Here is a 22614-nt window from a genome sequence, read left to right as displayed (position 1 = left end):
ACCGCAAGCTCGACGTGCTCGTCCGCAATCTGTTCCGGCCGAGCTATGGCGGCAACCGCAACTTTACGCTCATGTACACGCTCGGCGATCTCATGGTCAGCGCCGACGACGACATGCGGCCTTATGCGCTGATCGAGGACAGTCCGGAGACGTTGGGCGAGCACGAGATCAGCCGGGGAAAGCTGATCCCGCGCGGTGCCAACGGCCACACGCGCAAGTCCTACGACATCCTCCAGTCGTTCCGCGACATCCTCGGCCGGACGGTTGCGGAGGCACCGGCGAACTATGCCCGTGGCGATCTGCTTCGCGACAGCGCGATGGACTTGGAATCGAACACCTCGCTGGGTCTCGCCCGCGAGAATTCGCTGTTCATCGAGAGCGGGCGGGTCGCGCGGAGCGCGGTCGTCAAGATGGCGCAGACGTTCCGCACCGGGACGAATGACATCGACGCGGTCGACTATGTCGACATGTTCCTCGACGACGAGGAGGAACTCGACGTCGAGGCGTTGAACGAGACCTATGTGCTCGTGAACTTCCGGCCCTGCGTCACCAACAAGAACTGGCGGATGGATTGCGGTGTCGCCGGTTACGACAACAGTACCGGGCTGCCGCCCTTCTTTCCGACGCGCCTCAGGTTCGAGGATTATGTCTACCGGCTGTGGATCCAGCAGCCGAACATCGCGGCGGCGCACGTCGATTCGGCGCAGACCCACATCAAGAACAACTATATGCGCAATCCGCTGCCCTCGGAGGTATTCAACGAGGCGATCTGCGGCCTGCTGAAGCGCAAGTTCCGCGAGAGCCTGCGCAAGACCGACGAACTCTCCATCGCCTTCGACTATGACGGCGCGGTCACGCTTCAGGATACCGAGGAGATGCTCGATTCCGCCCGGGCGCTGCACGCCCGCGTGCTCGCCGCGGTGGCGGCCGCCCGGACCGCGGAACGCCGCGAGGCGCTCGGTCATTTCGCGGTCAACCTGTCGCGCACCTTCTATGATTTCGAGCCCGATTTCTTTCAGCAGAACGTAAGCCGGCTGGTCGACGACGAGGTCGGGCTGATCCGGTCGGCGCTGGAAATCTGGCCGACCCTGCTCGAGATCGTCTATTTCAAGAAGAATTGCCGACAGCTTCCGATGCGTCGGGTACGCAACAGGGACCGCGCGGCGCGCGCTACGAAGGCGGCGGCCTGATGGCGAACGTCCTTCAGCCTCTTGGCGTCGGGCGGGCGACCTGCCCGGCTGCCGGCTCGCCGTCCTGAGCCGCGGCGAATGTCCGGGGCCGGCCTGTTCCTGCTTTTCCTGGCCATCCTGCTGGTCGCGGCGCGGCTTTGCCTGCGTGGCGACCAGCGGCCGTCCATCCCGCCGGACGACGATCCCACCACCGGCTTCCGCGATCCATCGCGGCCCGCCGAGCGACCGGATAGACATGCTGATTGACGATCGCGAAGCACTCGACCCCTGCTGGGCTGAGATCTACTGGAGCAGGGGATAGCCGGCGGCGATCGCCTCGATCTCAAGTGCGCGAAGCTGTGCGAAACGTTCCGCCCCGCCCGGAATGACGTCGGCGAGAAAAAGTGCCCTACGCGCATCGGCGAGCGCGGGATCGGCAATCACCGCGGCGAGCGCGCTGCGCAGCGCCGCGACCGTCTCGACACTGGTCGATCGCGCGGTGACGAAGGGCGGCGCGGCGGAGCCGGCCGTGACGGACAGGACGCGAAGCTCCGCTATGGCGTCGGGCTCGAAGCGGTGGAGCGCGGCGTGGGTGACCGCGTCGATCGCCGCGACGTCGGCCTCGCCGCAATTGACCGCGTCGATGCTGGCACGGTGCGACCCCGTCTCGACGACCGCGTCGAAGAACCGGCCGTCCTTGGCGAGCGGGGCGACAGCGGCGCGCAACAAATTGTGGCCGGTGTTCGAATGGCGTGCGTTGATCGCCGCGCGGCGTCCGCGATACGCCGCCAGGTCCACTTCGCGATCGTCACGCCGGGTCACGATATGGCTCACATGCCGGCCATCGGCGCAGTCGGGCGCCTCATAGACGGGTATGCCGATCACCCGCAGCGCAAGCCCGGGGTCGCTCACCAGGGGATATCCGCAGGTCTGCCCGAACAGCAGATGCGGGTCGCGCCAGATCGCCTCGACGGCGCGCGACCGATCGAGTGCGGCTGGTGCAGCGATGCCATGCGCGACCAGATGGCGCGCCATTTCCGTCCATAGCCGGTCGTTCGCGGACTGCTGTGCCGGATGATCGTACATCCCGAGCGAGGCAACCCCTTTCCTCACGCCCGGCCCGTCATGCCCTGCCGCCCTCATGAGCGGGATGGACGAGAACGTGGTGGCGGCGCAAGGCAAACCGCCGGACGATCTCGCCATAGCCGCGATAGGCCCGCTCGCCATCGCCGGTCAGCCGCGCCTGATGGTCACGGTGATAGGCCGGCAAGCGATACCAGGCGAGGTCGGGCCGGTCATGGTGGGCGGCGTGCAGGTTGTTGTTTAGATAAAGCAGGCCGAGCAGGCCCCCGCGCTCGACCGTCGCCGCCCGTCCCGCCACGCAAAAGTCCGCCCGGTGTTCGGCGAACGAGCGCAGCAGGGTCAGCGCCATGCCGGGATAGACGAACAGCATAAGATAGCGGCCCAGCCCGAAATGCCTCCATTCAAGCCACCCGAAGATCAGGGCCATCGCCGCGAGATGCGGCAGCCAGTCGCGTGCCAGCGCGCGCGGCGCGCGGCCTGCCCGCCTTAGCTCGTCCACCAGGAACGACACGATCGCGATCGGCGGCCCCAGCAGCAGCCGTCCGACCAAGCTGGCCTGCGCCCGCGCGGCGACTGCGGCGATCCCGGAAGCGCGCGCGATATAGCGCGATTCGGGATCCAGCGCCGGATCGGTGACCGAAGGACTAAGATGATGCGCAAGGTGGCTTCGCCGATAGATCGCATAAGGCAGCCAGAGCGAAAGCGGCGGGAAGCCAATCACCGTGTTGAGCAACCGCGAGCGGCAAGGGTGGCCGTGGATCGTCTCGTGCTGGAGCGAGCCGTGCCAGGCGATCAGCCACGCGCCGATCACCGCCAGCAGCGGACCAGGGATCGCGGCGTGCCAGAAGGTGGCCGCAAGCCAGCCGCCATAGATCGCCGCCGCCACGAGGAGCGTCGGCATCTCTCCAGGCTTCAGCGACATTGGCCTTCTCCCGCAGCATCAATATATCTATTGAAATGATGGGAATTGAACGGCCGCAAATCTATCGAGGCGATAAGCTGGGCTTTTCCGCGATTTGCGGCAGGCCTAGGGAAGGGCGACGAGCGGCAGAAATGGCTCGCCACGGCGCCGTTGCTGGTCGGTGCGTGAGGGATCGGACGAAGGAACATGATGGCCATGGCAAGCGCCGCCGATCCCCGGGATCGCACAGCCGAACGGGACACCAGGGTTGTGCCGGCCATGCCCGTTGCCGCAAGGGGGCCTGCTTGATCGAGCATGTGGCGATCGTCGGCGCGGGGTTTTCCGGTTCGCTCGCGGCGATCAACCTCGTCCGTCATGACGGACCGCGCGCGACCCTGATCGACCGTCAAGCCGACGCTGGAACTGGGCTTGCCTATGGCGCGGCGCATCCCGCCCATCTGCTGAACGTGCGGGCGTCGAACATGAGTGCCTTTCCCGACGATCCGGATCATTTCGTGCGCTGGCTGGACGAGCAGGGAATGGGCGCGGCGGCGCAAGCCTTCGTGCCCCGGCTGATCTATGGCGACTATCTCCGCTCGCTGCTCGACCGTGCAACAGCCGACTCGCCGGGGCGTCTCACCGTGGTCAGGGGTGAAGTGGTCGATGTGGTCGAGGAAGAAGGCGTGCGTGTCCTGCTGGCGGACAATAGCCAGGTCGACGCCGATGCCGCCATCTTGGCGGTCGGCAATCTACCCCCGCACGCTCCTGACGGGGTCGATGCCGACATTCTTCCGGCGGAACGCTATGCCGGCAATTGCTGGGACCCTGGTGCGACCGATGGGCTCGGCCCGGAGGACATCGTGCTGATCCTGGGTACGGGGCTGACCATGGTGGATGTCGCGCTGCTGCTTGACGCCAAGGGGTTTGCGGGGCGGATGATCGCCCTGTCGCGGCGCGGCTTGTTGCCGCATGCGCATACCGGGCCGGGCGCGCCTTGGATTTCCATCCGGGACCGTCCGGTGACGACCCTCTCCGATCTGGTGCGGCGCCTGCGGACACGAAGCGAGGTGATCGGATGGCGCAGCGTGATCGACGAATTGCGGCCGTTCACGCAGGATATGTGGCGGGCTGCGTCCGCGCAGGAGCGCGCCCGCTTCATCCGGCATCTGCGGCCCTGGTGGGACATTCACCGCCACCGGCTCGCCCCCCAAGTGGCGGAACGGATCGCCGCGCTTCAGGCGAGCGGCCGGCTTCGGATCGTCGCCGGCAAGACCGGCGCCGCGGTGGAGCGTCCTGACGGCGTAGCGCTGGCCTGGCGTCCGCGCGGCCGTGAAAACTGGCGGACTCTCGTTGTTCAGCGGATCATCAACTGTACCGGGCCGCAGGGTGATCTGGGCCGCGCGAACGAGCTGGTTCTGCGCAGGTTGGTCGAGCGTGGGACCATCCGTCCTGACGCGGGGCGGCTCGGCATCGACGTGGATGCGCAGATGCGCACGATCGGCGCCGAAGGACGCGCCAGCGACCGGTTGTTCGCGCTCGGTCCGATGACGCGGGGGGCCTTTTGGGAAATCGTCGCCGTGCCGGACATCCGCACCCAGGCCTGGACGCTGGCGCGGCGGTTTGCCAACGCCGATTGGGTAGCGGAAGGCTTGTAGCGCGTGAGCAACCCATCGCGCGATCAGGTCCCGCGTTTCACCGCTATCGAAAAAGGGCCCGGCAGCCAGGCCGCCGAGCCGGAGTTTACGCCTGGGAGCTTACCATGCGTGTCTCGTCCCCGCCGTCGGCGGGAAAGCTTTACTGGCCGTTGTCGAGCGCGCCGGACGTGTTCTCCGGCGCAGTGTCGTTTTCGACCAGCGGTTCGGTGCCGGTGAGATTGCCGTCCAGTCCGCTCGTGTCGTTCGCCCCTATGTCGTTGGCCACGATGTCGTTCGTCGTAACGTCGCTGACCGCGACGTTGTTCGCCGCATCGTCGGTCTTCGCGCAGGCCGAGGTTATCAGCAGCGCTGCGGTCAGTGCGGGCAATGCCAGTTTGATCTTCTTCATGCGTATTCCTTCTTCATGGGTGAACCAGATCATCGCATCGCCAGGGAAGTCGACGCGCGGAGCGAACCGCCCAGCAGGGCGAAAAAGGCGCGGCTCTCGGCCGAGCGCTCGACGTCCCACTCGGGATGCCATTGCACCGCCAGCACATCGGCCCCGCAGGGATGCGCCCGGATTGCCTCGACCAGTCCGTCATCGGGAGCGACCGCCTCGATCGACAGGCCGGCGCCGAGCCGGTCGATGCCCTGAGTGTGCACCGAATTGACCGACATGCGCCGCCGCCCCGTCGCGCGGGACAGCAGCCCGCCGTCGTTCAGTTCGACATCGTGGCGATGCCCGAACAGATCATCGAAACAGCCGTCCCACGATCCGCGATGATGCCGGTCCCGGCATGCGTCGGCAGAAAGAGTACCGCCGAACAGCACGTTGATTTCCTGAAGGCCGCGACAGATGCCGAACACCGGCTTGCCCGCCTCGATCATCCGCCCGGCGAGCGCGAGCGCGACCTCGTCACGCTCCGGGTCGGTATCCTGGCCGGCGGGGAGCGGCGCCCCGCCATATCGCTGCGGCGCGACGTTGGAGCGCGATCCGGTGAGCAGCAGACCATCGAGCATTGCCGCAAGCGCGGCGATATCGACCGCATCGACGACTGCGGGAACGAGCACCACCGTCGCATCCGAAAAGCGCGACAAGGGGGCCACGAACCGCGTCGCGACCGCCTGAACCGGACGCCCCACTGCCTCGTTGCAGCACAGGACGCCGACAATGGGACGGGCAGGGGAACGCACGGGCGCGCGCTCCGGCGGGCGTACCGCATTCACGCCGAGGCCGCCCGCAGCAACACGTCGCGCAGGTTCAGGCCCGCCTCGCGATCGAGCCGCAGCGCCTCGGGCTGGACCAGGACGCTGTCCTCGGGCACGTCCGACAACAGCCAGACATTGCCGCCGATGGTCGATCGCGCGCCGATCGTGACGCGGCCGAGGATCGTCGCGCCGGCATAGATCACCACGTCGTCGCCGACGATCGGGTGGCGCGCATGGCGTTCGCGCACGTCATCGTGCGTCGCGCCGACCGGGCTGCGCGCGCCAAGCGTGACGTGCTGGTACAGCCGCACGCGCGCGCCCACGATCGCCGTTTCGCCGATCACCACCCCGGTGCCGTGGTCGATGAAGAAGCGCTCGCCGATCGTCGCGCCCGGGTGGATGTCGATACCCGTGCGCTCGTTGGCGATTTCGGAGATCAGCCGCGCGATGATCGGCGCGCCGAGATCGTGCAGTTCGTGCGCGATGCGGTGATGCAGGCTGGCGACCGCCCCCGGATAGCATACCAGGATCTCGTCAACGCTGCGTGCCGCCGGATCGCCGAGGAACGCTGCCTCGACATCGCTGTCCACCAGCCGTCTGATGTCGCTCAACGTCGTCGTGAACAGCCGTATCATGGTCGCGGCCTGATCCGGATCGAAGGGTCCGGCCTCGCGTTGCCAATAATCAAGCTCATGGCCGATCTCGCGTTCGAGGTCGGTCAGCGCGGCGAGCAGCTTGGCGGCGACAAAGCCGTCTTCCTCGGCGGGCATGCCCCGGAATTGCCCCAGCCGGCGCGGATAGAGCGCCGCGGCCAGCAAGGCGACGACCTGCTCCAGCGCGCGCCGTGATGGAAAGCTGGCCGCGTCACCCGACTGCCCCTGCCGCGTCCGCCAGTCATCGCGCGCCGTGCGCAGCTCGGCAAGCGCGTCGCTTACCGAATATGTTCCTGCGCGGACGTCCCCAGCGTCGCGGTTGATCTCCGACTGATGCGTGGTCATCTCTGCCTCCGGCCACGAGCATATCCCATCATCATGGTGTGAATTGATAGAAATGCTTCGGCCGAGCTAAGCAGCCCTTTGCGGATAATATTTCTGGTCACCACAGCACCGTGGGTTCCACCATGATGGCGATATTGCTGCCTACGGGAATCGCACCCGGTGTTTCAGCCGTGAGAGCCGCACCGCGCCCCCTTTCCGAGATAAGCCGGATGTGGAAGCGCGCGATCGAGGACGCCGGGCTGCCGGCGGCCACGATCGTCGAGAGGTGTTTTGATTAAGCAACGCCAATGAGTGGCAAGCGACGGATTCTCTTTATCGCAAGTTGATCTTTGCCGTCAGTCCGAACGTGCGGGGAGCCTGACCATAGGATGTCGGGTAGCCGATCGCCTGGCTCGATGCATTGAAGATGATGCGTTCATCGAGCAGGTTCCGTCCCCAAATCGAGATTGTGTAGCGCTTGTCCGGGGACGTCCATGCCAGCGAGCTGCTGAGAAGGCCATAATCAGGTTGCCGGAGGAAATTGTCTGCTTCGATAAAATAATCTCCATTGTAGGACCCGGTGACGTTGAGATGCAGCGTGCCGAAGCCAAATGCGCGCTCATAATCGCCGGAAAGCGATGCGACGAAGTTTTGCGCCTGGGGAATGCGCCTGCCCGATGCGTCGATCGCTATCAGCGTTGCGCCGCCGTCGGCCCGCGGAATGCTCCCGACCGCGTTCCTGTAGTTGGTGAACTGTGCGTGAAGCAGCTCGAGACCGCCCGACAGGCTGAGTTCGGATGTCAGGCGGGCGTTGAAGTCGACATCCACGCCATATAGCTCGGCCCGGGCGCCGTTCACGATGCTCTGCGTGATGCCGACGAACTGCGTGATCTGGAGGTTGCTGTAATTATAATAGAATCCGCCGACATTGAAGCGCAGACGCCGGTCGAAAAGTTCTGTTTTCAGCCCCGCTTCATAGGCGTCGAGCCGTTCCGGCAGATAGGACGGATTGGATGGATTCAAGATGTTGAATCCGCCGCTCTTGATACCGCGATTGTAGGAAATATAGCCGAGCACGTCCGGACCGAATTGATGATCGAGCGCGAAACGCCAGGTCGGCTTCTTGATGGTCAGCGCCGGTGGGGTGAACGGTGCGTTGATCACCGTTCCGTTATAGCGGGTGCTGCGGATCAAGCCGTCGCGCAACTCCCGTTTCTCGTACGTCCACCTGGCGCCCACCGTGAACTTGGTGCCCTTGAGGAATTCAATCCCAACCTGGCCGAAGGGCGCAATGGACTCCGTGGTTTCGGCGGCGAACGTATCCGTCTGGCGATTGACCGTGGGCGGCGCCACCGTCGCGCGGTAGAACGGGGCGAAGAAGTTTCGCTGAATCTGATTGGACAGACGATTATGATAATAGAATATCCCGGCGGTCCAGGTGAAGCGATCACTGTTCCGGGAGACTAGCTGGATTTCCTGCGTGAAATCCCGATTGGGCTGATTGCCCGGATCGACACGGACGTAGAATACCGGAATGCCGACCGGGGCGTCGTCGAACAGATAGCTGGACGATCCCGTGCGATACGACGTGATCGAAACGAGCTTTGCAAAGTCGAAATCGTGATCGATCTCGACGCTCGCCCCGCCGCCCTTGAACGCCGTATAGGGATCGATCGGTGAGTAGGTGTCGAACTTGCTGGGCAATGCGCCCACGGGCAGGATCAGCGTCGTGCCTCCATAGGGCACGAAGGTGAACGCGCGTTCGCGGCGGTTCATATAGTCGCCGATGATCGTGACGTTGGTGTTCGCGCCCACGTCCCACCGGAGCTTCCCGCGCACCGAGAGCGAGCGCTGGAGCTTGAACGTGTCGTTACCGGTGGTGAGGTTGGTCCCATAGCCGTCGCCCTGATGGGCGTAATCGATCGAGAAGCTGGCGGCGAGGCCGTCGGAGAGGCCTCCCGACAGGAAGGCGCCGACTCGCAGCGTCGCGTAATTGTCGATGCCGGCGCGCGCTTCGAACTCGGGCGTCGACGAGGGCGTGCGCGTCGTGATCTGGATGACGCCGCCGGTTGCGTTGCGACCGAACAATGTGCCTTGCGGCCCCTTGAGCACGGCGATCTGATCGACGTCGGGCAATTCCCGGAGGCCCTCGCGCTGCTGCGGGATATAGACGCCGTCGATATAGAGCGCGACAGGGTTCTCGACGACATTGCTCGACGTGCCGATACCCCGCAGATAAGGCTGGAAGGCCCCCGAAACGTTGCGCGAATTATAGCCCGGTGCGACCGTGGTCAGGGTCGCCAGGCTGGTAACGCCGGCGCTGGTGAGCTGGGCGCCGCTCACCGCGGTGATCACGATCGGGACTTTTTGCAGGTTTTCCGACCGGCGCTGCGCGGTCACGACAATGTCTCCGAGCCCTGCATCGGCGGACGATACTTCCGGTGCCGTCGCGGGTGGGGGAGGGGGCGGGGTCTGAACCTGCTGCTCCCTTGCACTCGGCTGCGTAGCGACGCTGTCCTGCGCAGCGGCGCGTGCGGGAAGCAGGGCAGATGTGGCTAAAGTGATTGCCGATGCGGCGGCCATAAGTCCGAATTTGCGCGAACTCATCATTGTTCCTCCCCAATATTAGATCGAGCATTGTGCTCCAACCTGACGTATGCGCGTCCTTTCTCACTCGTGTAGATCAGTGCATGACTCATACGAAATGAGGGCATTACTAACGTGATGCTGAAGCGGCGCCGTAATCCAGCGACACTGCGCTGAATTCCTGCACGGCCTAGATAGCGGCAAGCAGTTCGTGCCTCTCAGCTAGAGCGGCGAACTCAGGATCAATCCTTCTCAACCGCGCATCGCTGACGCGGCCGGTCCGCTTCATGTAATTGTACGCAAAAGCAGGCGGATCGAGGTCCATCCGCTCGTCCACCGTCTCGTACCAGAGGATGCTCTTCATCGCGGCGTCCTGGAACTCGTCCGCGCCGGAGCGCCGGTTCCGTTCGAAGGTCGCCAGCGTCAGCGGAATGTCGCCGCCGCATGCCGCCAGCGCCTCGGCCAGTGCGATCGCGTCCTGCATCCCGACCCGCGTGCCCGACCCGATCGACGGGTGCACCGTCTTCAGCGCATCGCCGATCAGCACGACGTTATCGTGGTGCCAGTGGCGGCTGGTCACGAATTCCGGGTTGAACCAGCCCGAGCGGTTGCCGACCAGCGGCGCGCCCTCCAGGAAAGGCTCGAACACACGGGCGCAAAAGGCCCGGCTGTCCTCCTCGCTCGCCGCGTCCAGCCCCGCCGACGCCCAGGTCTCGGGGCTGCATTCGATCACGAAGGTGCCAAGCTCCGGGGAGAAGCGATAGCTGTGCGCGATGAAGGTGCCGTGCGGTGTCGACTGGAAGATCAGCCCGACCGAATCGAGCCGCTTGGGCGTGGCGTACCACACCCATTTGTTGCGGCGCGGCTCCTTCACGGCCTGGAAATGCGTGTTGAGCGCGTCGCGGATCGCGCTGTTCACCCCATCGGCGCCCACGATCAGGTCATAGTCGCCGAGCGCCGCCGGATCGGTCACCCGCCGTTCGAACTGGATCGATACGCCGGCGTCGAGCGCGTTCCGCTGCATCGCCTGCAACAGCCGGACGCGGCTGATGCCCATGAAGCCGTTGCCCTTCAGCGCGATCGGCACGCCCTTGTGGACGAGCGTGATGCGGTCCTGGAACTCGGCAATGGCGCTGATCGCGGTCTTCAGCCCGGGATCGACGGCGGCGAGGATGTCGAGCGCGACGTCGGCAAGCACGACGCCGAAGCCGTAGGTGGCGTCCGACGGGTTCTGCTCGAACACGTCGATGCGATGTGCCGGGTCGGCCTGCTTTGCCAGCTTGGCGAACAGCAGCCCCGCCGGTCCGCCACCAACCACCGCGATTCGCGCCATTCCTGCTCCCCGAGCCTGCGAGTATTTCGTCACGCTAGTCGATATATTGACGCTGGCGTGGAAGTTTGGCAAGCTGGTTTTCAAGTTCGACTGGAGACCGGGACGATGCTCGACACTGGCATGACGCCCACATTGACGCTCAACGGCGTCGATCACACCGCCCGCCCGACCTGGAAGCTGCGCGAGACGGTGGAATTCTACCGCGACAAATTGGGGCTACCGCTCGTCCACGCCATCACCGCCAAAGGCTGGGGGCGCGAAAACGAGGAGCACGCCGACTTCATCCATTTCTTCTTCGATGCGGGAAATGGCAGCACGATCGCCTTCTTCCATTATATCGGCACGACCCAGCCGCCGGAGTTCGTGGTCCCGCGCGGCTACATGGCCATGGCGAACCATACCGCCTGGAGCGTCGAGACCGAGGACGAGCTGCTCGCCTGGCAAGCCAGGCTGGAGGCGGCCGGCATTCAGGTCAGCCAGTCGATCAAGCATGAGGTCCTGGAATCGGTCTATTTCCGCGACCCCAATTTCTATCCGCTGGAGATCACGCGGCCGCTGCGCGCGCTGGAGCGTATCGACGGCACCGATGCCGAGATCACCATCGCCGCCGCGCTGGAACTGGCCGATACGGGTGAGTGGACGAACATCGAACAGCTCTGGCGGATCAAGGCAGGCCACGTCGCGCAGCATCAGCGTGACGAAGCACCCCTTGCGTGAGCGGGTTCTATGTTCTCGACGTACCGGAATTCGCCCCGGTCGTCGACGCGGCGGGCGCCCTCGATCGCTGTCGGGTTCATCCGGCGCGGGCCGGCTATATCTTCGTTGAGTTCGATGGCGAGATCGAGATCGCGCGTGCGGCTACCGGGCTTGGCGCGGCGGTCTGGTTCGGCTGCCTGACCGGCGGGCTGGATGGCAAGATCGTGCGGTTCGACGCATCACATATCAGGCTCGCCCCGACCAACGAGCCCGTGCTGCCGGTCTGACCTATGCGGGGATTTCGGCCGACATCGCCTCGATCAGCGCCAGATTGTCGCGAATCTCTCCCGCCAGGCTGGCGATCGTCGCCCCGCTTTTGATCGGCCCGGCGCGATGAAGCGAGGCGCACGCATTGCCGGCGATCATCTCCGCGACCGTATCGAGCGTCGGTCCATGGCCGGGCTGGAACCACCACGCCGTCCACATCGCCATGCCGACGATCGAGAGCGCGGTGACGCGGCTGTCCACGGCGCGCGCCTCGCCCGCAAGGACCGCCGCGTCGACCAGCGCGATCAACTCGGCCAGGATCTGGCGTTTCGCCGCGGCATGGACCTTGGCGATAGCCGGCGGCAATTCGGCCTCGCTGCGATCCATCAGCCGGAAATGCGTTTGCGGGTCGGCGACCCAAAGGACCAGCCGGCGAACGACTTCGCGGATCGCCGCGGTCGGCGGCAGGCCGGTCTCCCCAACCTCGCGGAGCATGGTCGCGATCGGCAGCGTCACGCCGCGGATCAGTTCTGCCAGCAGCGCTTCCTTGTTGGGGTAATAATAATAGATTGACGATCGGCTGAGGCCGACCGCGTCCGCCACGTCCTTGAGGCTGGTCGCCGCAAACCCGCGCGCGGCGAACAGAGCGGCAGCCTTGTCGAGCACCTCCTCGGCCAGCAGCTCGCGCCGCGCGCTGGACGACGGTTCGGTCGCTGTTGCTGTCCCGGCAGCGGATGGCGCGGCCGAAGCCGGCGTCCTGCGGTGTCGCGTGCCCGTCAAACCATGTCACTCGTCACCCCGCATGAGGATCGCGTATTATGTGTCGGTGCACGCCCGGCGCAATGCGGAAAAACACCAGGCGGCGACCGCTGCCGCGCAATTGCTCGCGGTTATCCCTGCGCGGTCGGACGGATGACGATGCTCCCGACATCGACGTCTTCCGGCTGCTCGATCGCGAATGCTATGCCGCGCGCGATCGCATCCGGCGATATGGCCACGCCGTCCAGCTGCTTCTCCATCGCCGCCTTCGTCGCTTCGTCGGTCATCGAACTGGTGAAGTCGGTGGCGATCATTCCGGGCGAAATCTCGGTGACGCGCAGATCCGGGCCCGCTTCCTGGCGCAATGCCTCGGTAATGGTGCGAACCGCGTTCTTGGTGGCCGCGTGGACACCCATGGCCGGCACGATCTTGAGCCCCGCCGTGGAGACGATATTGATGACATGGCCGCTCTTCTGTCTCGCAAAGATGGGCAGCGTCGCGGCGATGCCATAGAGGACGCCCTTGATGTTGACGTCGATCATCGCTTCCCAATCTTCGACCCGCAGCGCATCGAAGCGCGAGATCGGGCCGATTCACGCATTGTTGACGAGAACGTCGACGCGGCCGTGACGCGCGCAGGCGAGTGCCACCAGCGCTTCGACATCCCCGCGCTTCGTGACGTCGGTCCGCCCATAGATCGCCCTGCCGCCGGCCGCCTCGATTTCCGCCGCGACCGACGCGATCTGCGCTTCCCGACGCCCACCCCAGCACGACGCCGGCTCCCCGCGACGCCAGCAGGCGCGCGGTCGCGCGGCCGATGCCGCTTCCCGCACCGGTAATGACGACGACCTTGTCTTCGATGCTCATGGCAATGTCCGTCGGGTCCGTTTGAAAGACATGTCAATACGCACCACCTGGAAGCAGGGGGTCGCAAACCACGGTCGCCGCGCTCATGGGCGGCCGTCACGCTCGCGCGTCGGACCGCACGTTATCGCGAGCCGCTACTTACCTACCCGCGGGAATCGCTCCCTCAGCCAGTCGCAGATCGCCTGCCCCGCCAGCGATCGGCCGGGCTCTTCCCCCTCAGCCAGCGGCTGGCCGTGATGGTCGCCGCGGAAGCGGTGACGGGTGCGGTCGCTCGCGGGGATCGCGGTGAAGATGCGCTCGACGTCCGCCGGAAAGACCACTTGGTCGCCGCTATATTCGATCAGCAGCAGCGGCTGTTCGATCGCGGCCGCCGTCTCGAACAGATTGGCGCGCGAGGTCAGCCCCGACCAGGTCGATAGCCACGCTTCGGGCGTGCAGAAGCGCGCGAAGCCGACCACGCCGAAATTAGTCGCGTAGGGGTCGCGGCTCCAGATCGAGCCGACTGCGCGGTCGGACGGGTCGAGCGACAGGTCCCAACAGCGCAGATCGGCGTCGGTGCGCCAGATCGTCATCGCATTGGTATGCGCGCCGCGGATACGATCCGCGCGGTCGCCGCCCTGCTTTCCCCGCGCGCGCGCCGCGAGCCGGTCGGCGATGAGCGCGCGGGCGGTCTCGTCGAGCCGCGCGACGCGCGCGCGCTGGGCGCCGCGGAAGCGCTCGACGAACGCGGCGGCATAGCTTGCGCCGCCGGGGGCATAGCCGTTCGCCGGATCGAGGAAGTCGAGCGCTGGGTCGATCCCGAGCGGATCCTGCTCGTCGGTCACCGAGGGGTCGATGCAGTTCAGCAGAACGACGCCCTGCCCCGGATGCGGCGACACCAGCACGATCCCGTCGGCCTGGGGCATTCCCAATTCGCGAAGGCCGGTAACACGGCCGCCCGGCGTCCGCTCGATTCTGGTCTCGGGCGCGAGCAAGGACTGCTGGTTATAGAAGCCGTAGAGGCTCGCCCCCCCCGAATTGCCGATCAGCACGATCCGGCCGAAGCGCTCGTTCAGGAACGACAGCCCAGCCGCGACGTCGAGCAAGGTGATCTCGTGTTCGAGCCGGAGGTCAGATCCCACTGCGCGCGAGGTTTGCGTGAAGACCGCATAGCCCGCGGCGAGCAGCTCGGGCACCAGGTAATGCGTCGCCAGGAACTCACGCGGGTGCATGATGCACGCAACGACGTCAGACGGTCCGGCGGTATACAGGAAACCGTTGACTGCCGCGCCGTCCGCGGTCCGCAAGGGGTGGACGGTGACCTGCGCACCATCGGGCAGCCCGCCCATCGTCCAACCTGCATTCCGGAAGCCGGCAGTTGCCTCCTGCTCCCTCATGCGTCCTGCCTCGTCTCGGCCGCGATCGCCGCCGCCACCATTTCGCGCAATCTGCCCTTGTCGGCCTTGCCGACCTTGGTCAGCGGAAACACGTCGATCGCCTCGATGCGTTCGGGCAATTTGTACTTGGCGATGCCGAGCCCGAGCAGGAAGTCGCCGAGCGACGCCACCGTCACGCAGTCGCGCCCCGCCTGCGGGATCACGTAAGCGCAGACCTTCTCGCCATAAACCGGGTCGGGCATCGCGACGACGCGGACGTCGGCGACATGGGGGTGGCGCGCTACCAGCGTCTCGATCTCCTCGGCGCCGATCTTCTCGCCGCCGCGGTTGATATTGTCCTTGATGCGCCCCTCGAACGAATAGCAGACGATGCCGTCGATATCATGCGCGCGCATCAGGTCGCCCGAGCGCAGGAAGCCGGTCGCGGTGAAGCTCGCCGCGGTCGCTTGTTCGTCGCCGACATAGCAGGTCAGCGTGCTGGGGCCCCGGAAGCACAACTCGCCGATCTCGCCGAAGGCCACCTCCGCGTCCTCGCCCGGCACCAGCAGCCTCACCTCGTCACCGGGCGAGATCGGGTAGCCGATCGTGCGGTGGCGGATCGCGGGCGGATCGTGCGGCGACGCAGCGAACACCATGCCTTCGGTCATGCCGAACATCTGCCCCACCGGCAGTCCGACATGCCGCTCCACCGCCTCGGCGCTGGTCAGCGCGAAGAATTGCCGCAGTGAGCCGATGTCGTGGCGATGGAGGTCGTCGATCTCGAGCAACCTCGCCGCGACCGGGCCGATGCTGCCGGTGAAGGTGACGCGGTGACGGGCGATCAGCGCCAGCATCTCGCGGATGTCCAGCCGGGATTGCAGCACCAGCGTCCGGCGGTCGAGCGTCACCGGCAGGACCGCGAACATCGTCCCGGCATTGTGCACCAGCGGCAGCCCCCACAGCGTGACGTCCTGGTCGGTCAGGCCGTAGCGCTGCGACAGGTGCCGCACCGCGCCGAGATACTCGCCGTGCATCCTGGGGATGATCTTGGGCAGGTTGGTCGATCCGCCGGAAAGCTGGAAAACCGCGACATCCAGCGCGTTGGGCGCGACATCTGCCGTCCGCCACCGCGCCTGCTCGATCGAATACGCCTGCGCTGCCGCGGCGAGCGACACGCAGCCGTCGCGCTCGCCCCGGATGACGACGACATGGTCGAGCGCGTCGCAGGAGGCCGCCAGATCCTGCGCGAAGCCGGCCTGGTCAAAGCTCGGGTTGCAGTCCGCCTGGACGAAGATCGCGCGCGCCCCGGTCGCTTGCGCGAAATGCTCCATTTCGACGCTGCGATATTGCGGCAGCGTGCAGACCGGGATGACGCCCGCCTTCATGCAGCCGTGGAAGGCGGTGAAATACTCCCGCGTCGTGCCCAGCTGGAAGAGTATCCGGTCGCCGGGACGCAGGCCCAGGTCGAGCAGCGCCGCCGCGACCGATTCGCTTTCCGCATCCAGCCGGGCGTAAGTGACGACACCGTCCTGGTCGATCACCGCGGCGGCGTCGGGCCGCTCGCAAGCCGCCTGGCGCAGCGTGTCGGCGATGGTCAGGTTCAGCCAGTCGCCACGCGCGATATGCGACCGCGCCTCCACGCTCGACCGATAGCGCACGCCGGCAATCGGATAATGCGGTCCGACACTATCGCTGAGCTGCGCTGACTGGGGCTGCATCATTCCTCATCGGCATCGTGTCGGATCTGCCCCCTGAACGGGCGTCCACCTGTTCGTCCAATTTTCCACTTTACCGTCGATAACGTCAAGTCGCTTGTCATTGTTCATCGACGGCAATATCGATCCATCGACACATCTGTCGAACGGCGCGAGCCATGCGCGACAGGGGATAGAGGGAAATGCCTTGAACACCATCTTGCCGACCACGCTGGTGGGGTCGTACGCGATGCCCGAATGGCTGATCGACCGGGCGCGCCTGGCCGACCGTTTTCCGCCTCGCGTCCGCGCGCAGGAACTCTGGCGGGTGCCCGCCGAGCGCCTGGAGGAGGCGCAGGACGACGCGACGTTGATGGCGATCCATGAGCAGGAGCGCGCCGGCCTCGACATCATCACCGACGGCGAGATGCGGCGCGAGAGCTATTCGAACCGTTTCGCGACCGCGCTTGAGGGGGTCGACATGGACAATCACGGCACCGCACTCGACCGCAGCGGGCATCCCAATCCGGTGCCGCGCGTCGTCGGCCGTATCCGCCGCACGCGCCCCGTCCAGGTGCGCGACATCGAGTTCCTGCGCCGCCACACTGACAAGCCGATCAAGATCACCGTGCCCGGCGCCTTCACGATGGCGCAGCAGGCGCAGAACGACTTCTACCCGACCCTTCGCGAGATGGCGCTCGACTATGCCGCCGCGGTCAACGACGAGATCCGCGACCTGTTCGCCGCCGGCGCCGACATCGTCCAGATCGACGAGCCCTATATGCAGGCCCGGCCCGAGCAGGCGCGCGAATTCGGGGTCGAGGTGGTCGACCGCGCGCTCGACGGCATCGTCGGCGAGACCGCGCTCCACATCTGCTTCGGCTATGCCGCGATCATCCATGGCGATCGGCCGAAGGGTTATGACTTCCTGCCCGAACTGGCTGCTTGCGCGGTCCACCAGGTCTCGGTCGAGACCGCCCAGCCGCATCTCGATCCCGCGGAACTCGCGCCGCTGCGCGACAAGCGGATCATGGTCGGCGTCATCGACCTCAACGATCCGACGGTCGAGACGCCCGAGGTCGTGGCCGACCGCATCCGCCGCGCGATGACGCAGGTGCCGGTCGAACGGATCGTCGTCGCCCCCGATTGCGGCCTGAAATATTTGCCGCGCGACACCGCCTTCGGCAAGATGAAGGCGATGGTCGACGGCGCGGCGATCGTCCGCGGCGAGCTCAGGGCCTGAATCGGGCGCGATGACATCCAAATTCGTATTCCGGACGAATATCCGATGAAAACGGAAGGTCGCTGCCAAACCACGCTAAATCATTTTTGATTTTGTTGGTGAACCTACGGGAAACGCGAACGCAATCTGCTCCTCGGTGTACCTCGCTTCTTCACGGCATGCTCCTTACTCACGGTGGATCACAATGCCGGAAAGCTCGCGTTCAAACTGGCTGAGAAAACAGGGAGGACGTCATCAAACACCAATCTAACGTTCAGCGGCGGGCATGAGCAACGGAACGAGAGCGCCGACGCATTTCGACAGCTCGCTTTGCTTGAAGGGCTTGCCCAGCCGGGCAAGTTCGGGGGCGACTTCCGCGACGTCGGCATAACCTGACAGCAGCAGGACGGGCAGGGTGGGTCGACGATCACGCACGATCCGCGCGAGCTCGGCACCGGACATTCCGGGCATCAGATGATCGGTGATCAGCAGAGCGAAGGTGTCGCCCCGATCGAGAATGGCGAGAGCCTGTTTCGCGGATTCGGCCTCGACGACATGGAAGCCGAGCTCCTCCAGCATATCGGCCGTGCTGCTCCGGACGATATCCTCGTCGTCCACAAGCAGGATATTGCCCCGACCGCGAACGCCGGCCGTCGCTTCAGGCTGGCCGGCGACCTCATCGGGGGCCTGCTCGCACTCCAGCAGCCAAAGGTCGATGCGCGTGCCCTTGCCGGGTGCGCTTTCGATATGCAGGCCGCCGCCGAGCTGGGCCGCAAGCCCATGTACCATCGACAGCCCGAGGCCCGTGCCCTTGCCGACGCCCTTGGTCGAATAGAAGGGCTCCACGGCACGTGTCCGGGTTTCCGTGTCCATGCCCACGCCGGTGTCCGCAATGCTGAGCCGGACATAATGCCCCGGAGCAAGCTGCGACGGGTGGCCCGGGCCCACCCGATCGGGCGCGACCGTGATGGTGAGCGTGCCGCCGTCCGGCATCGCGTCGCAGGCATTCACGCTGAGATTGAGGATTGCCATTTCGAGCTGGTGCGGATCCGCTTTTGCGCAGATCGCGGTTTCGTCGATCCGGACATCCAGCCTGATCTTGGGGCCGGAGGTCGATGCGACCAGTTCCGCCATGTTCCTGACGAGCGCGCCGACATCGACGGCGGTCGAGCGCAGCGGCTGACGCCGGGCAAACGCCAGCAACCTCTGCACGAGCGTCCGCGCGCGATCGGCGGCCAGCAGCCCGCCGCCGATCATGCGACGTTCGCGCTCGCCGCCTAGCGCGCTGCGCTGGAGCATGTCCAGCGCACCGATGATCGGGGTGAGGAGGTTGTTGAAGTCGTGCGCGACCCCGCCGGTCAATTGCCCCATCGCCTCGAGCTTCTGCGATTGCCGCAATGCCTCTTCGGCGTGGCGACGCTCGGTCGTCTCCACGGCTTCGGGCACGATTGCGATGACCTTGCCGGCTTCGTTGCGCATCGGCCGCATCGCGAAATCGAACCAGCGCCAGCCGCCGACGGGAAGATCGATCAGGATCTCCTGCCGCATCAATTCGCCCTCCGCGACCCGCCCGACCGCGTCGCGCACCATGTCGGGCATGCCGGGCGTCGCCGCGAACCAGGGGGTATCCCAGAACGGTCGACCGACGATGGCTTCCAGCGGCTGCCCGATTGCCGCCAGCGAAGTCGCGTTTGAGTCGACCAGGATACCGTTCCTGGTCAGCAGCCCCTGGAAGCTGAAGCTCGTTTCGAAGATCGTCCGCAGCCGTGCGCGCTGTTCGACGAGTTCCGTCGTCTGCTCGGCGACCCGGTGTTCGAGCGTGTCGCGCGCGGACTCGGCGCGCAGGCGCTCGCTGACGTCTACCGCCTGATGATAGGCGCCGATGATCTGACCGGCATCGTCGCGCAACGGCGTATAGGTAATCTCCCAATAGGGCTTGCCGAGCACCGGATTGCCGAAATCCTCGACGACGCTGAAGGTCTCGCCCGCCAGCGCACGCGCCATCAGCGCGCGCATCACCGGGCCCTGTTCGGGCACGAACAGGTCCGGAAACACATCGCCGATCCTGGTGTAATAGCCGTTCACGCGGAAAAATTCGTCGTTATGCGCTTGATTGAAGGCGATCAGCCGAAACTGCGTGTCAAAGACGCAGATCGCGAACTTGTTCGAGAGGCCGATCTTCCTCCAGAGTTCCTCGTCACCCGTCAACGCGTTCCTCCGATGCCGAGCCATGGCGGTTGGCTATGAGCCAAACGATTTAATGACCTGATGATCCGCCTTGCATCCGACAGACACATATTTCGGTAAAGCCGAGCGCCAAAGTCAGGTATACTACCGCGCCGGCTGCTTTGGGATCAGCAAGTTCTCTGGGCAGCTTCACTGCCGACGACGTCCTCGCAACGGGAAAAGCTCGGGTTTAAGCTGACGCTCACGCCTCAAGGGGCCCAGTGACGGCGTGGCGCTGTGCGGCTCCGCCGCGCCGGGTCAGACCTTCTCGATCAGCATTGCGGCGCCCTGGCCCACGTCTGCGATCCCGCGCAGCCGATCTCGATCATTTTCCTTGGTCCCGACCATCACCGGTTCAGCTTCATGCTCGGTGCCGATGAAGATCCCGAGATCGAGCACCAGCCGGACAGGGTCTGGAAGCGCGTCTCCAACTATCTTCAGCCCTCGCAGGCCGAGCTGATCAGGGCCGCGACCTATACCTTCCGCTCGCTGGTCGCCAGGGACTGGCGCCTGGGGCGCATCGTCCTCGCCGGTGACGCCGCGCATCAATGCCGCCGTTTCTTGGGCAGGGCATGTGTTCCGGCATTCGCGACGCGCTAAACCTGTCGTGGAAGTTCGACATGATCCTGGCGGAAAAGCGGACAGCGGACATTCTCGACACCTATCAAAGCGAACGAGAGGATCACGTGCGCGCCGTTATTGTCAAAGGTATCGAACTCGGCCGTGTTCAAACGATGCGCGATCCCGACGCGGCGGCGATACGTGATGCCGATCTCATCGCCAAACGCCTGGCGCGCACCAGGCCCGAGAAGATCCGGTTTCCGTCGCTGGGCGATGGCGAGTTCGGGAGCGGCAGCGGCGCGCAAACTCTCATGATCCAGGGGTTCGGCCGCAACCTCGGGCGACGGGATCGCTTCGATGCCCTGTTCGGCTATGGACCGATGGTCCTCGCTCGCCCCGGCGCCGCGGAGCTTATCGATCGCCAAAGGCGCGACGCTCTTGACCGGGCTGGCATCCGGCTGATTATGATCGATGCCCCTGACGGCGCCGACAGCTTCCTGGACGAAGATGGCGTGTACGAGGGGTGGTTCGTCGAACAGGGCTGCAGCGTCGCTGCGGTGCGGCCCGACTTCCATGTTTGGGGGACCGCGCCCGCCGACAGATTGGCGATAGGTAATCTGGTGCGCGATTTCATCGCGTTCGTAACGGCCGAAAGCGAAACCAGACCACAGAGAACGCAACGTCATGCGATAGGAATCTAGGGCGCCGGATCGCAGGGGAGCGACCTCCCGCTGCAAGGGCAGGGATCGCCTGAGACGAACGGCCGTTGCCCTGAATGCTCCGCGCTTGCGGAACGCGCCGCCATGGCCGATGATCGGCGCCACGCGATTGGCAGGAGCGACGGCATGCGGACGATCGGGATAGCGGTGGTGCTGGCGGTAGCGGTGGCGGGCTGTGCGCCGTCAACGCCCAGGACGGGTACGCCGATTGCGGGGGGCCGGGTGGCAAGCGCCATATTGATGACGCCGGCCGGCCGGCCGGCCGGCCGCGCGACTATCCGCGAGGTTGCCGGCGGTCTGCGCGTCACGATCGACGCGCGCGGTCTGCCCCCCGGCCTTCATGGCGCGCACCTGCACACGATCGGCCAGTGCCTGCCCCCCGACTTTGCGAGCGCCGGCGGTCATTGGAACCCGATGGGGATGAAGCACGGGTCGATGAACCCGCAGGGACCGCATGCCGGCGACCTGCCCAACCTGATGGTCGGTGCCGACGGGCGCGGCACGCTGGCGATCAACCTGGCCGGCGCCAGCTTCGATTCGCTGATCGACGCCGACGGCGCGGCGATGGTGATCCATGCCGACCCGGACGACCTGATGACCGATCCCAGCGGCAATAGCGGCCGCCGCATCGTCTGCGGCGTGCTGAAGGCGCTTTAGGATTTCGGGTACAGACCCGCTCCTACGGAATGGGTTGGCTTGATTACGGGCCTGATTTTTCCACCAATCGCCAGCGTTCAACGGGTTCGTAGCTCGCGCCCGAACGGCCCAGGTGGCTTTCGAACAGCGTGAGATGGTCGAGCGTGAACGGATCGCTCGTCAGGGCGGCGGTGTCGGCCCGCCACCGTGCGATCTCCGCAACGTCGCCGGCGCGTCGCGCGATCCGCGCCAAGGTGATGTGCGGCAGATAGGCGCGGCGGTCGGGCGGCAAGCCGGCGCGGACCACCGCCTGATCCACCTTGTGGTGCAATGCCGCCAGGGCGCCGTGCGGCGTGACCCCCGCCCACAAGGTGTCGGCACGGCCGTCCTTGGCAAAGGTGCCGGTGCCAGACAGGGCGATGCACGGCGCCGCGCCGTGAACCTGGCCCAATAGGGCGGCCACGTCCTCGGCCACGGGCCGCTCGACTTCGCCGATATAGCGCAGCGTCAGGTGAAGCTGGTCGTCGTCCTGCCAGCGCGCCGGCGCGACGCCGTTCATCACCGTGCCGAGCAAGGCGCGGATGGCCAGGGGCGGGCGCAGGGCGACGAACAGGCGATGCATTGTCGTCCGCTTAACCGATTTGCCGGTCGCGCGCTGTCGTGTTTCGCTTGAATAAGGCGGACGAACCCACGATATTCGGAAACATCCGGTCATGTTGA

20 protein-coding genes and 2 pseudogenes are annotated in these 22614 nt (G+C 65.6%); 8 read left to right on the top strand and 14 right to left on the bottom strand.

What is annotated here, in order from left to right:
* Both ACFE7K_RS12575 and ACFE7K_RS12570 read left to right on the top strand, forming a co-directional pair.
* Window positions 1-1190: hypothetical protein (locus ACFE7K_RS12575; protein ID WP_375398538.1), on the top strand; the 1190-nt coding region annotated here is incomplete at its 5' end.
* A gap of 78 nt (window positions 1191-1268) precedes the next feature.
* Window positions 1269-1436 carry a hypothetical protein gene (locus ACFE7K_RS12570; protein WP_375398537.1) on the top strand — a complete coding sequence of 56 codons (168 nt, stop codon included), beginning with the start codon at window positions 1269-1271 and terminating at the stop codon, window positions 1434-1436.
* A 36-nt stretch (window positions 1437-1472) separates the two neighbouring features.
* On the opposite strand, the gene ACFE7K_RS12565 is transcribed toward ACFE7K_RS12570, so the two are convergent.
* Together ACFE7K_RS12565 and ACFE7K_RS12560 are read right to left on the bottom strand one after the other, a co-directional pair.
* Entirely contained in the window at window positions 1473-2312 is an 840-nt protein-coding gene (locus tag ACFE7K_RS12565) for a phosphate/phosphite/phosphonate ABC transporter substrate-binding protein (RefSeq protein ID WP_375398536.1), read from the bottom strand.
* Entirely contained in the window at window positions 2293-3174 is an 882-nt protein-coding gene (locus ACFE7K_RS12560) for a fatty acid desaturase (RefSeq protein WP_375398535.1), read from the bottom strand. Before ACFE7K_RS12560 ends, ACFE7K_RS12565 begins: the two co-directional genes overlap by 20 nt.
* 284 nt (window positions 3175-3458) lie before the next feature.
* On the opposite strand from ACFE7K_RS12560, the gene ACFE7K_RS12555 reads away from it, so the two are divergent.
* Window positions 3459-4808, top strand: a complete 1350-nt coding sequence (locus ACFE7K_RS12555; RefSeq protein WP_375398539.1) for an FAD/NAD(P)-binding protein — start codon at window positions 3459-3461, stop codon at window positions 4806-4808.
* Between the two features lie 139 nt (window positions 4809-4947).
* On the opposite strand, the gene ACFE7K_RS12550 is transcribed toward ACFE7K_RS12555, so the two are convergent.
* The 6 genes from ACFE7K_RS12550 to ACFE7K_RS12525 all read right to left on the bottom strand — a co-directional run bounded on the left by ACFE7K_RS12550 (window position 4948) and on the right by ACFE7K_RS12525 (window position 10892).
* Complete coding sequence (locus ACFE7K_RS12550; protein WP_375398534.1) at window positions 4948-5229, bottom strand: hypothetical protein; 282 nt, start codon at window positions 5227-5229, stop codon at window positions 4948-4950.
* Window positions 5226-5981 carry a gamma-glutamyl-gamma-aminobutyrate hydrolase family protein gene (locus ACFE7K_RS12545; RefSeq protein ID WP_375398533.1) on the bottom strand — a complete coding sequence of 252 codons (756 nt, stop codon included), beginning with the start codon at window positions 5979-5981 and terminating at the stop codon, window positions 5226-5228. The genes ACFE7K_RS12550 and ACFE7K_RS12545 overlap by 4 nt, the downstream gene beginning before the upstream one ends.
* Before the next feature lie 29 nt (window positions 5982-6010).
* Entirely contained in the window at window positions 6011-6994 is a 984-nt protein-coding gene (gene epsC, locus ACFE7K_RS12540) for a serine O-acetyltransferase EpsC (RefSeq protein WP_375398532.1), read from the bottom strand.
* Between the two features lie 97 nt (window positions 6995-7091).
* Window positions 7092-7247, bottom strand: coding sequence for a hypothetical protein (locus tag ACFE7K_RS12535; protein ID WP_375398531.1), 156 nt, complete (start codon window positions 7245-7247; stop codon window positions 7092-7094).
* Window positions 7248-7306: 59 nt separating this feature from the next.
* The gene (locus tag ACFE7K_RS12530) at window positions 7307-9556 is read right to left on the bottom strand and encodes a TonB-dependent receptor (RefSeq protein ID WP_375398530.1); all 2250 of its coding nucleotides are present in this window, start codon (window positions 9554-9556) and stop codon (window positions 7307-7309) included.
* A 193-nt stretch (window positions 9557-9749) separates the two neighbouring features.
* Complete coding sequence (locus ACFE7K_RS12525; RefSeq protein WP_375398529.1) at window positions 9750-10892, bottom strand: FAD-dependent monooxygenase; 1143 nt, start codon at window positions 10890-10892, stop codon at window positions 9750-9752.
* Window positions 10893-10997: 105 nt separating this feature from the next.
* Between ACFE7K_RS12525 and ACFE7K_RS12520 the strand changes: the two genes are divergently transcribed.
* The gene (locus ACFE7K_RS12520) at window positions 10998-11609 is read left to right on the top strand and encodes a VOC family protein (protein ID WP_375398528.1); all 612 of its coding nucleotides are present in this window, start codon (window positions 10998-11000) and stop codon (window positions 11607-11609) included.
* Window positions 11606-11875 carry a hypothetical protein gene (locus ACFE7K_RS12515; RefSeq protein ID WP_375398527.1) on the top strand — a complete coding sequence of 90 codons (270 nt, stop codon included), beginning with the start codon at window positions 11606-11608 and terminating at the stop codon, window positions 11873-11875. The genes ACFE7K_RS12520 and ACFE7K_RS12515 overlap by 4 nt, the downstream gene beginning before the upstream one ends.
* 1 nt (window position 11876) lies before the next feature.
* Here the strand turns inward: ACFE7K_RS12515 and ACFE7K_RS12510 are convergent, their stop codons facing one another.
* The 4 genes and pseudogenes from ACFE7K_RS12510 to ACFE7K_RS12495 form a co-directional block, all read right to left on the bottom strand.
* Entirely contained in the window at window positions 11877-12635 is a 759-nt protein-coding gene (locus ACFE7K_RS12510; RefSeq protein ID WP_375398526.1) for a TetR/AcrR family transcriptional regulator, read from the bottom strand.
* A gap of 110 nt (window positions 12636-12745) precedes the next feature.
* Window positions 12746-13447: pseudogene (locus tag ACFE7K_RS12505) on the bottom strand (SDR family oxidoreductase).
* 168 nt (window positions 13448-13615) lie between these two features.
* Entirely contained in the window at window positions 13616-14857 is a 1242-nt protein-coding gene (locus ACFE7K_RS12500) for a hypothetical protein (protein WP_375398525.1), read from the bottom strand.
* Window positions 14854-16557 carry an AMP-binding protein gene (locus ACFE7K_RS12495; RefSeq protein ID WP_375398524.1) on the bottom strand — a complete coding sequence of 568 codons (1704 nt, stop codon included), beginning with the start codon at window positions 16555-16557 and terminating at the stop codon, window positions 14854-14856. The genes ACFE7K_RS12500 and ACFE7K_RS12495 overlap by 4 nt, the downstream gene beginning before the upstream one ends.
* Before the next feature lie 181 nt (window positions 16558-16738).
* Between ACFE7K_RS12495 and ACFE7K_RS12490 the strand changes: the two genes are divergently transcribed.
* Complete coding sequence (locus tag ACFE7K_RS12490; RefSeq protein ID WP_375398523.1) at window positions 16739-17773, top strand: 5-methyltetrahydropteroyltriglutamate--homocysteine methyltransferase; 1035 nt, start codon at window positions 16739-16741, stop codon at window positions 17771-17773.
* Window positions 17774-18019: 246 nt separating this feature from the next.
* On the opposite strand, the gene ACFE7K_RS12485 is transcribed toward ACFE7K_RS12490, so the two are convergent.
* Complete coding sequence (locus ACFE7K_RS12485; RefSeq protein WP_375398522.1) at window positions 18020-19960, bottom strand: PAS domain-containing protein; 1941 nt, start codon at window positions 19958-19960, stop codon at window positions 18020-18022.
* A gap of 381 nt (window positions 19961-20341) precedes the next feature.
* Here ACFE7K_RS12485 and ACFE7K_RS12480 point away from each other — a divergent pair.
* Together ACFE7K_RS12480 and ACFE7K_RS12475 are read left to right on the top strand one after the other, a co-directional pair.
* Window positions 20342-21240 (top strand): annotated as a pseudogene (locus ACFE7K_RS12480) (FAD-dependent monooxygenase).
* Window positions 21241-21342: 102 nt separating this feature from the next.
* Entirely contained in the window at window positions 21343-21915 is a 573-nt protein-coding gene (locus tag ACFE7K_RS12475) for a superoxide dismutase family protein (RefSeq protein ID WP_375398521.1), read from the top strand.
* A 43-nt stretch (window positions 21916-21958) separates the two neighbouring features.
* Here ACFE7K_RS12475 and thpR read toward each other — a convergent pair whose 3' ends face one another.
* Complete coding sequence (gene thpR / locus ACFE7K_RS12470; protein WP_375398520.1) at window positions 21959-22516, bottom strand: RNA 2',3'-cyclic phosphodiesterase; 558 nt, start codon at window positions 22514-22516, stop codon at window positions 21959-21961.
* Window positions 22517-22614: the final 98 nt, after the last annotated feature.

The sequence above is a fragment of the uncultured Sphingomonas sp. genome, from assembly GCF_964244265.1.
In the GTDB taxonomy this organism is placed as follows: Bacteria; Pseudomonadota; Alphaproteobacteria; order Sphingomonadales; family Sphingomonadaceae; genus Sphingomonas.
The sequence above is the reverse complement of the archived record's forward strand: the minus strand, read 5'-3'. Positions and strand labels throughout refer to the sequence as shown.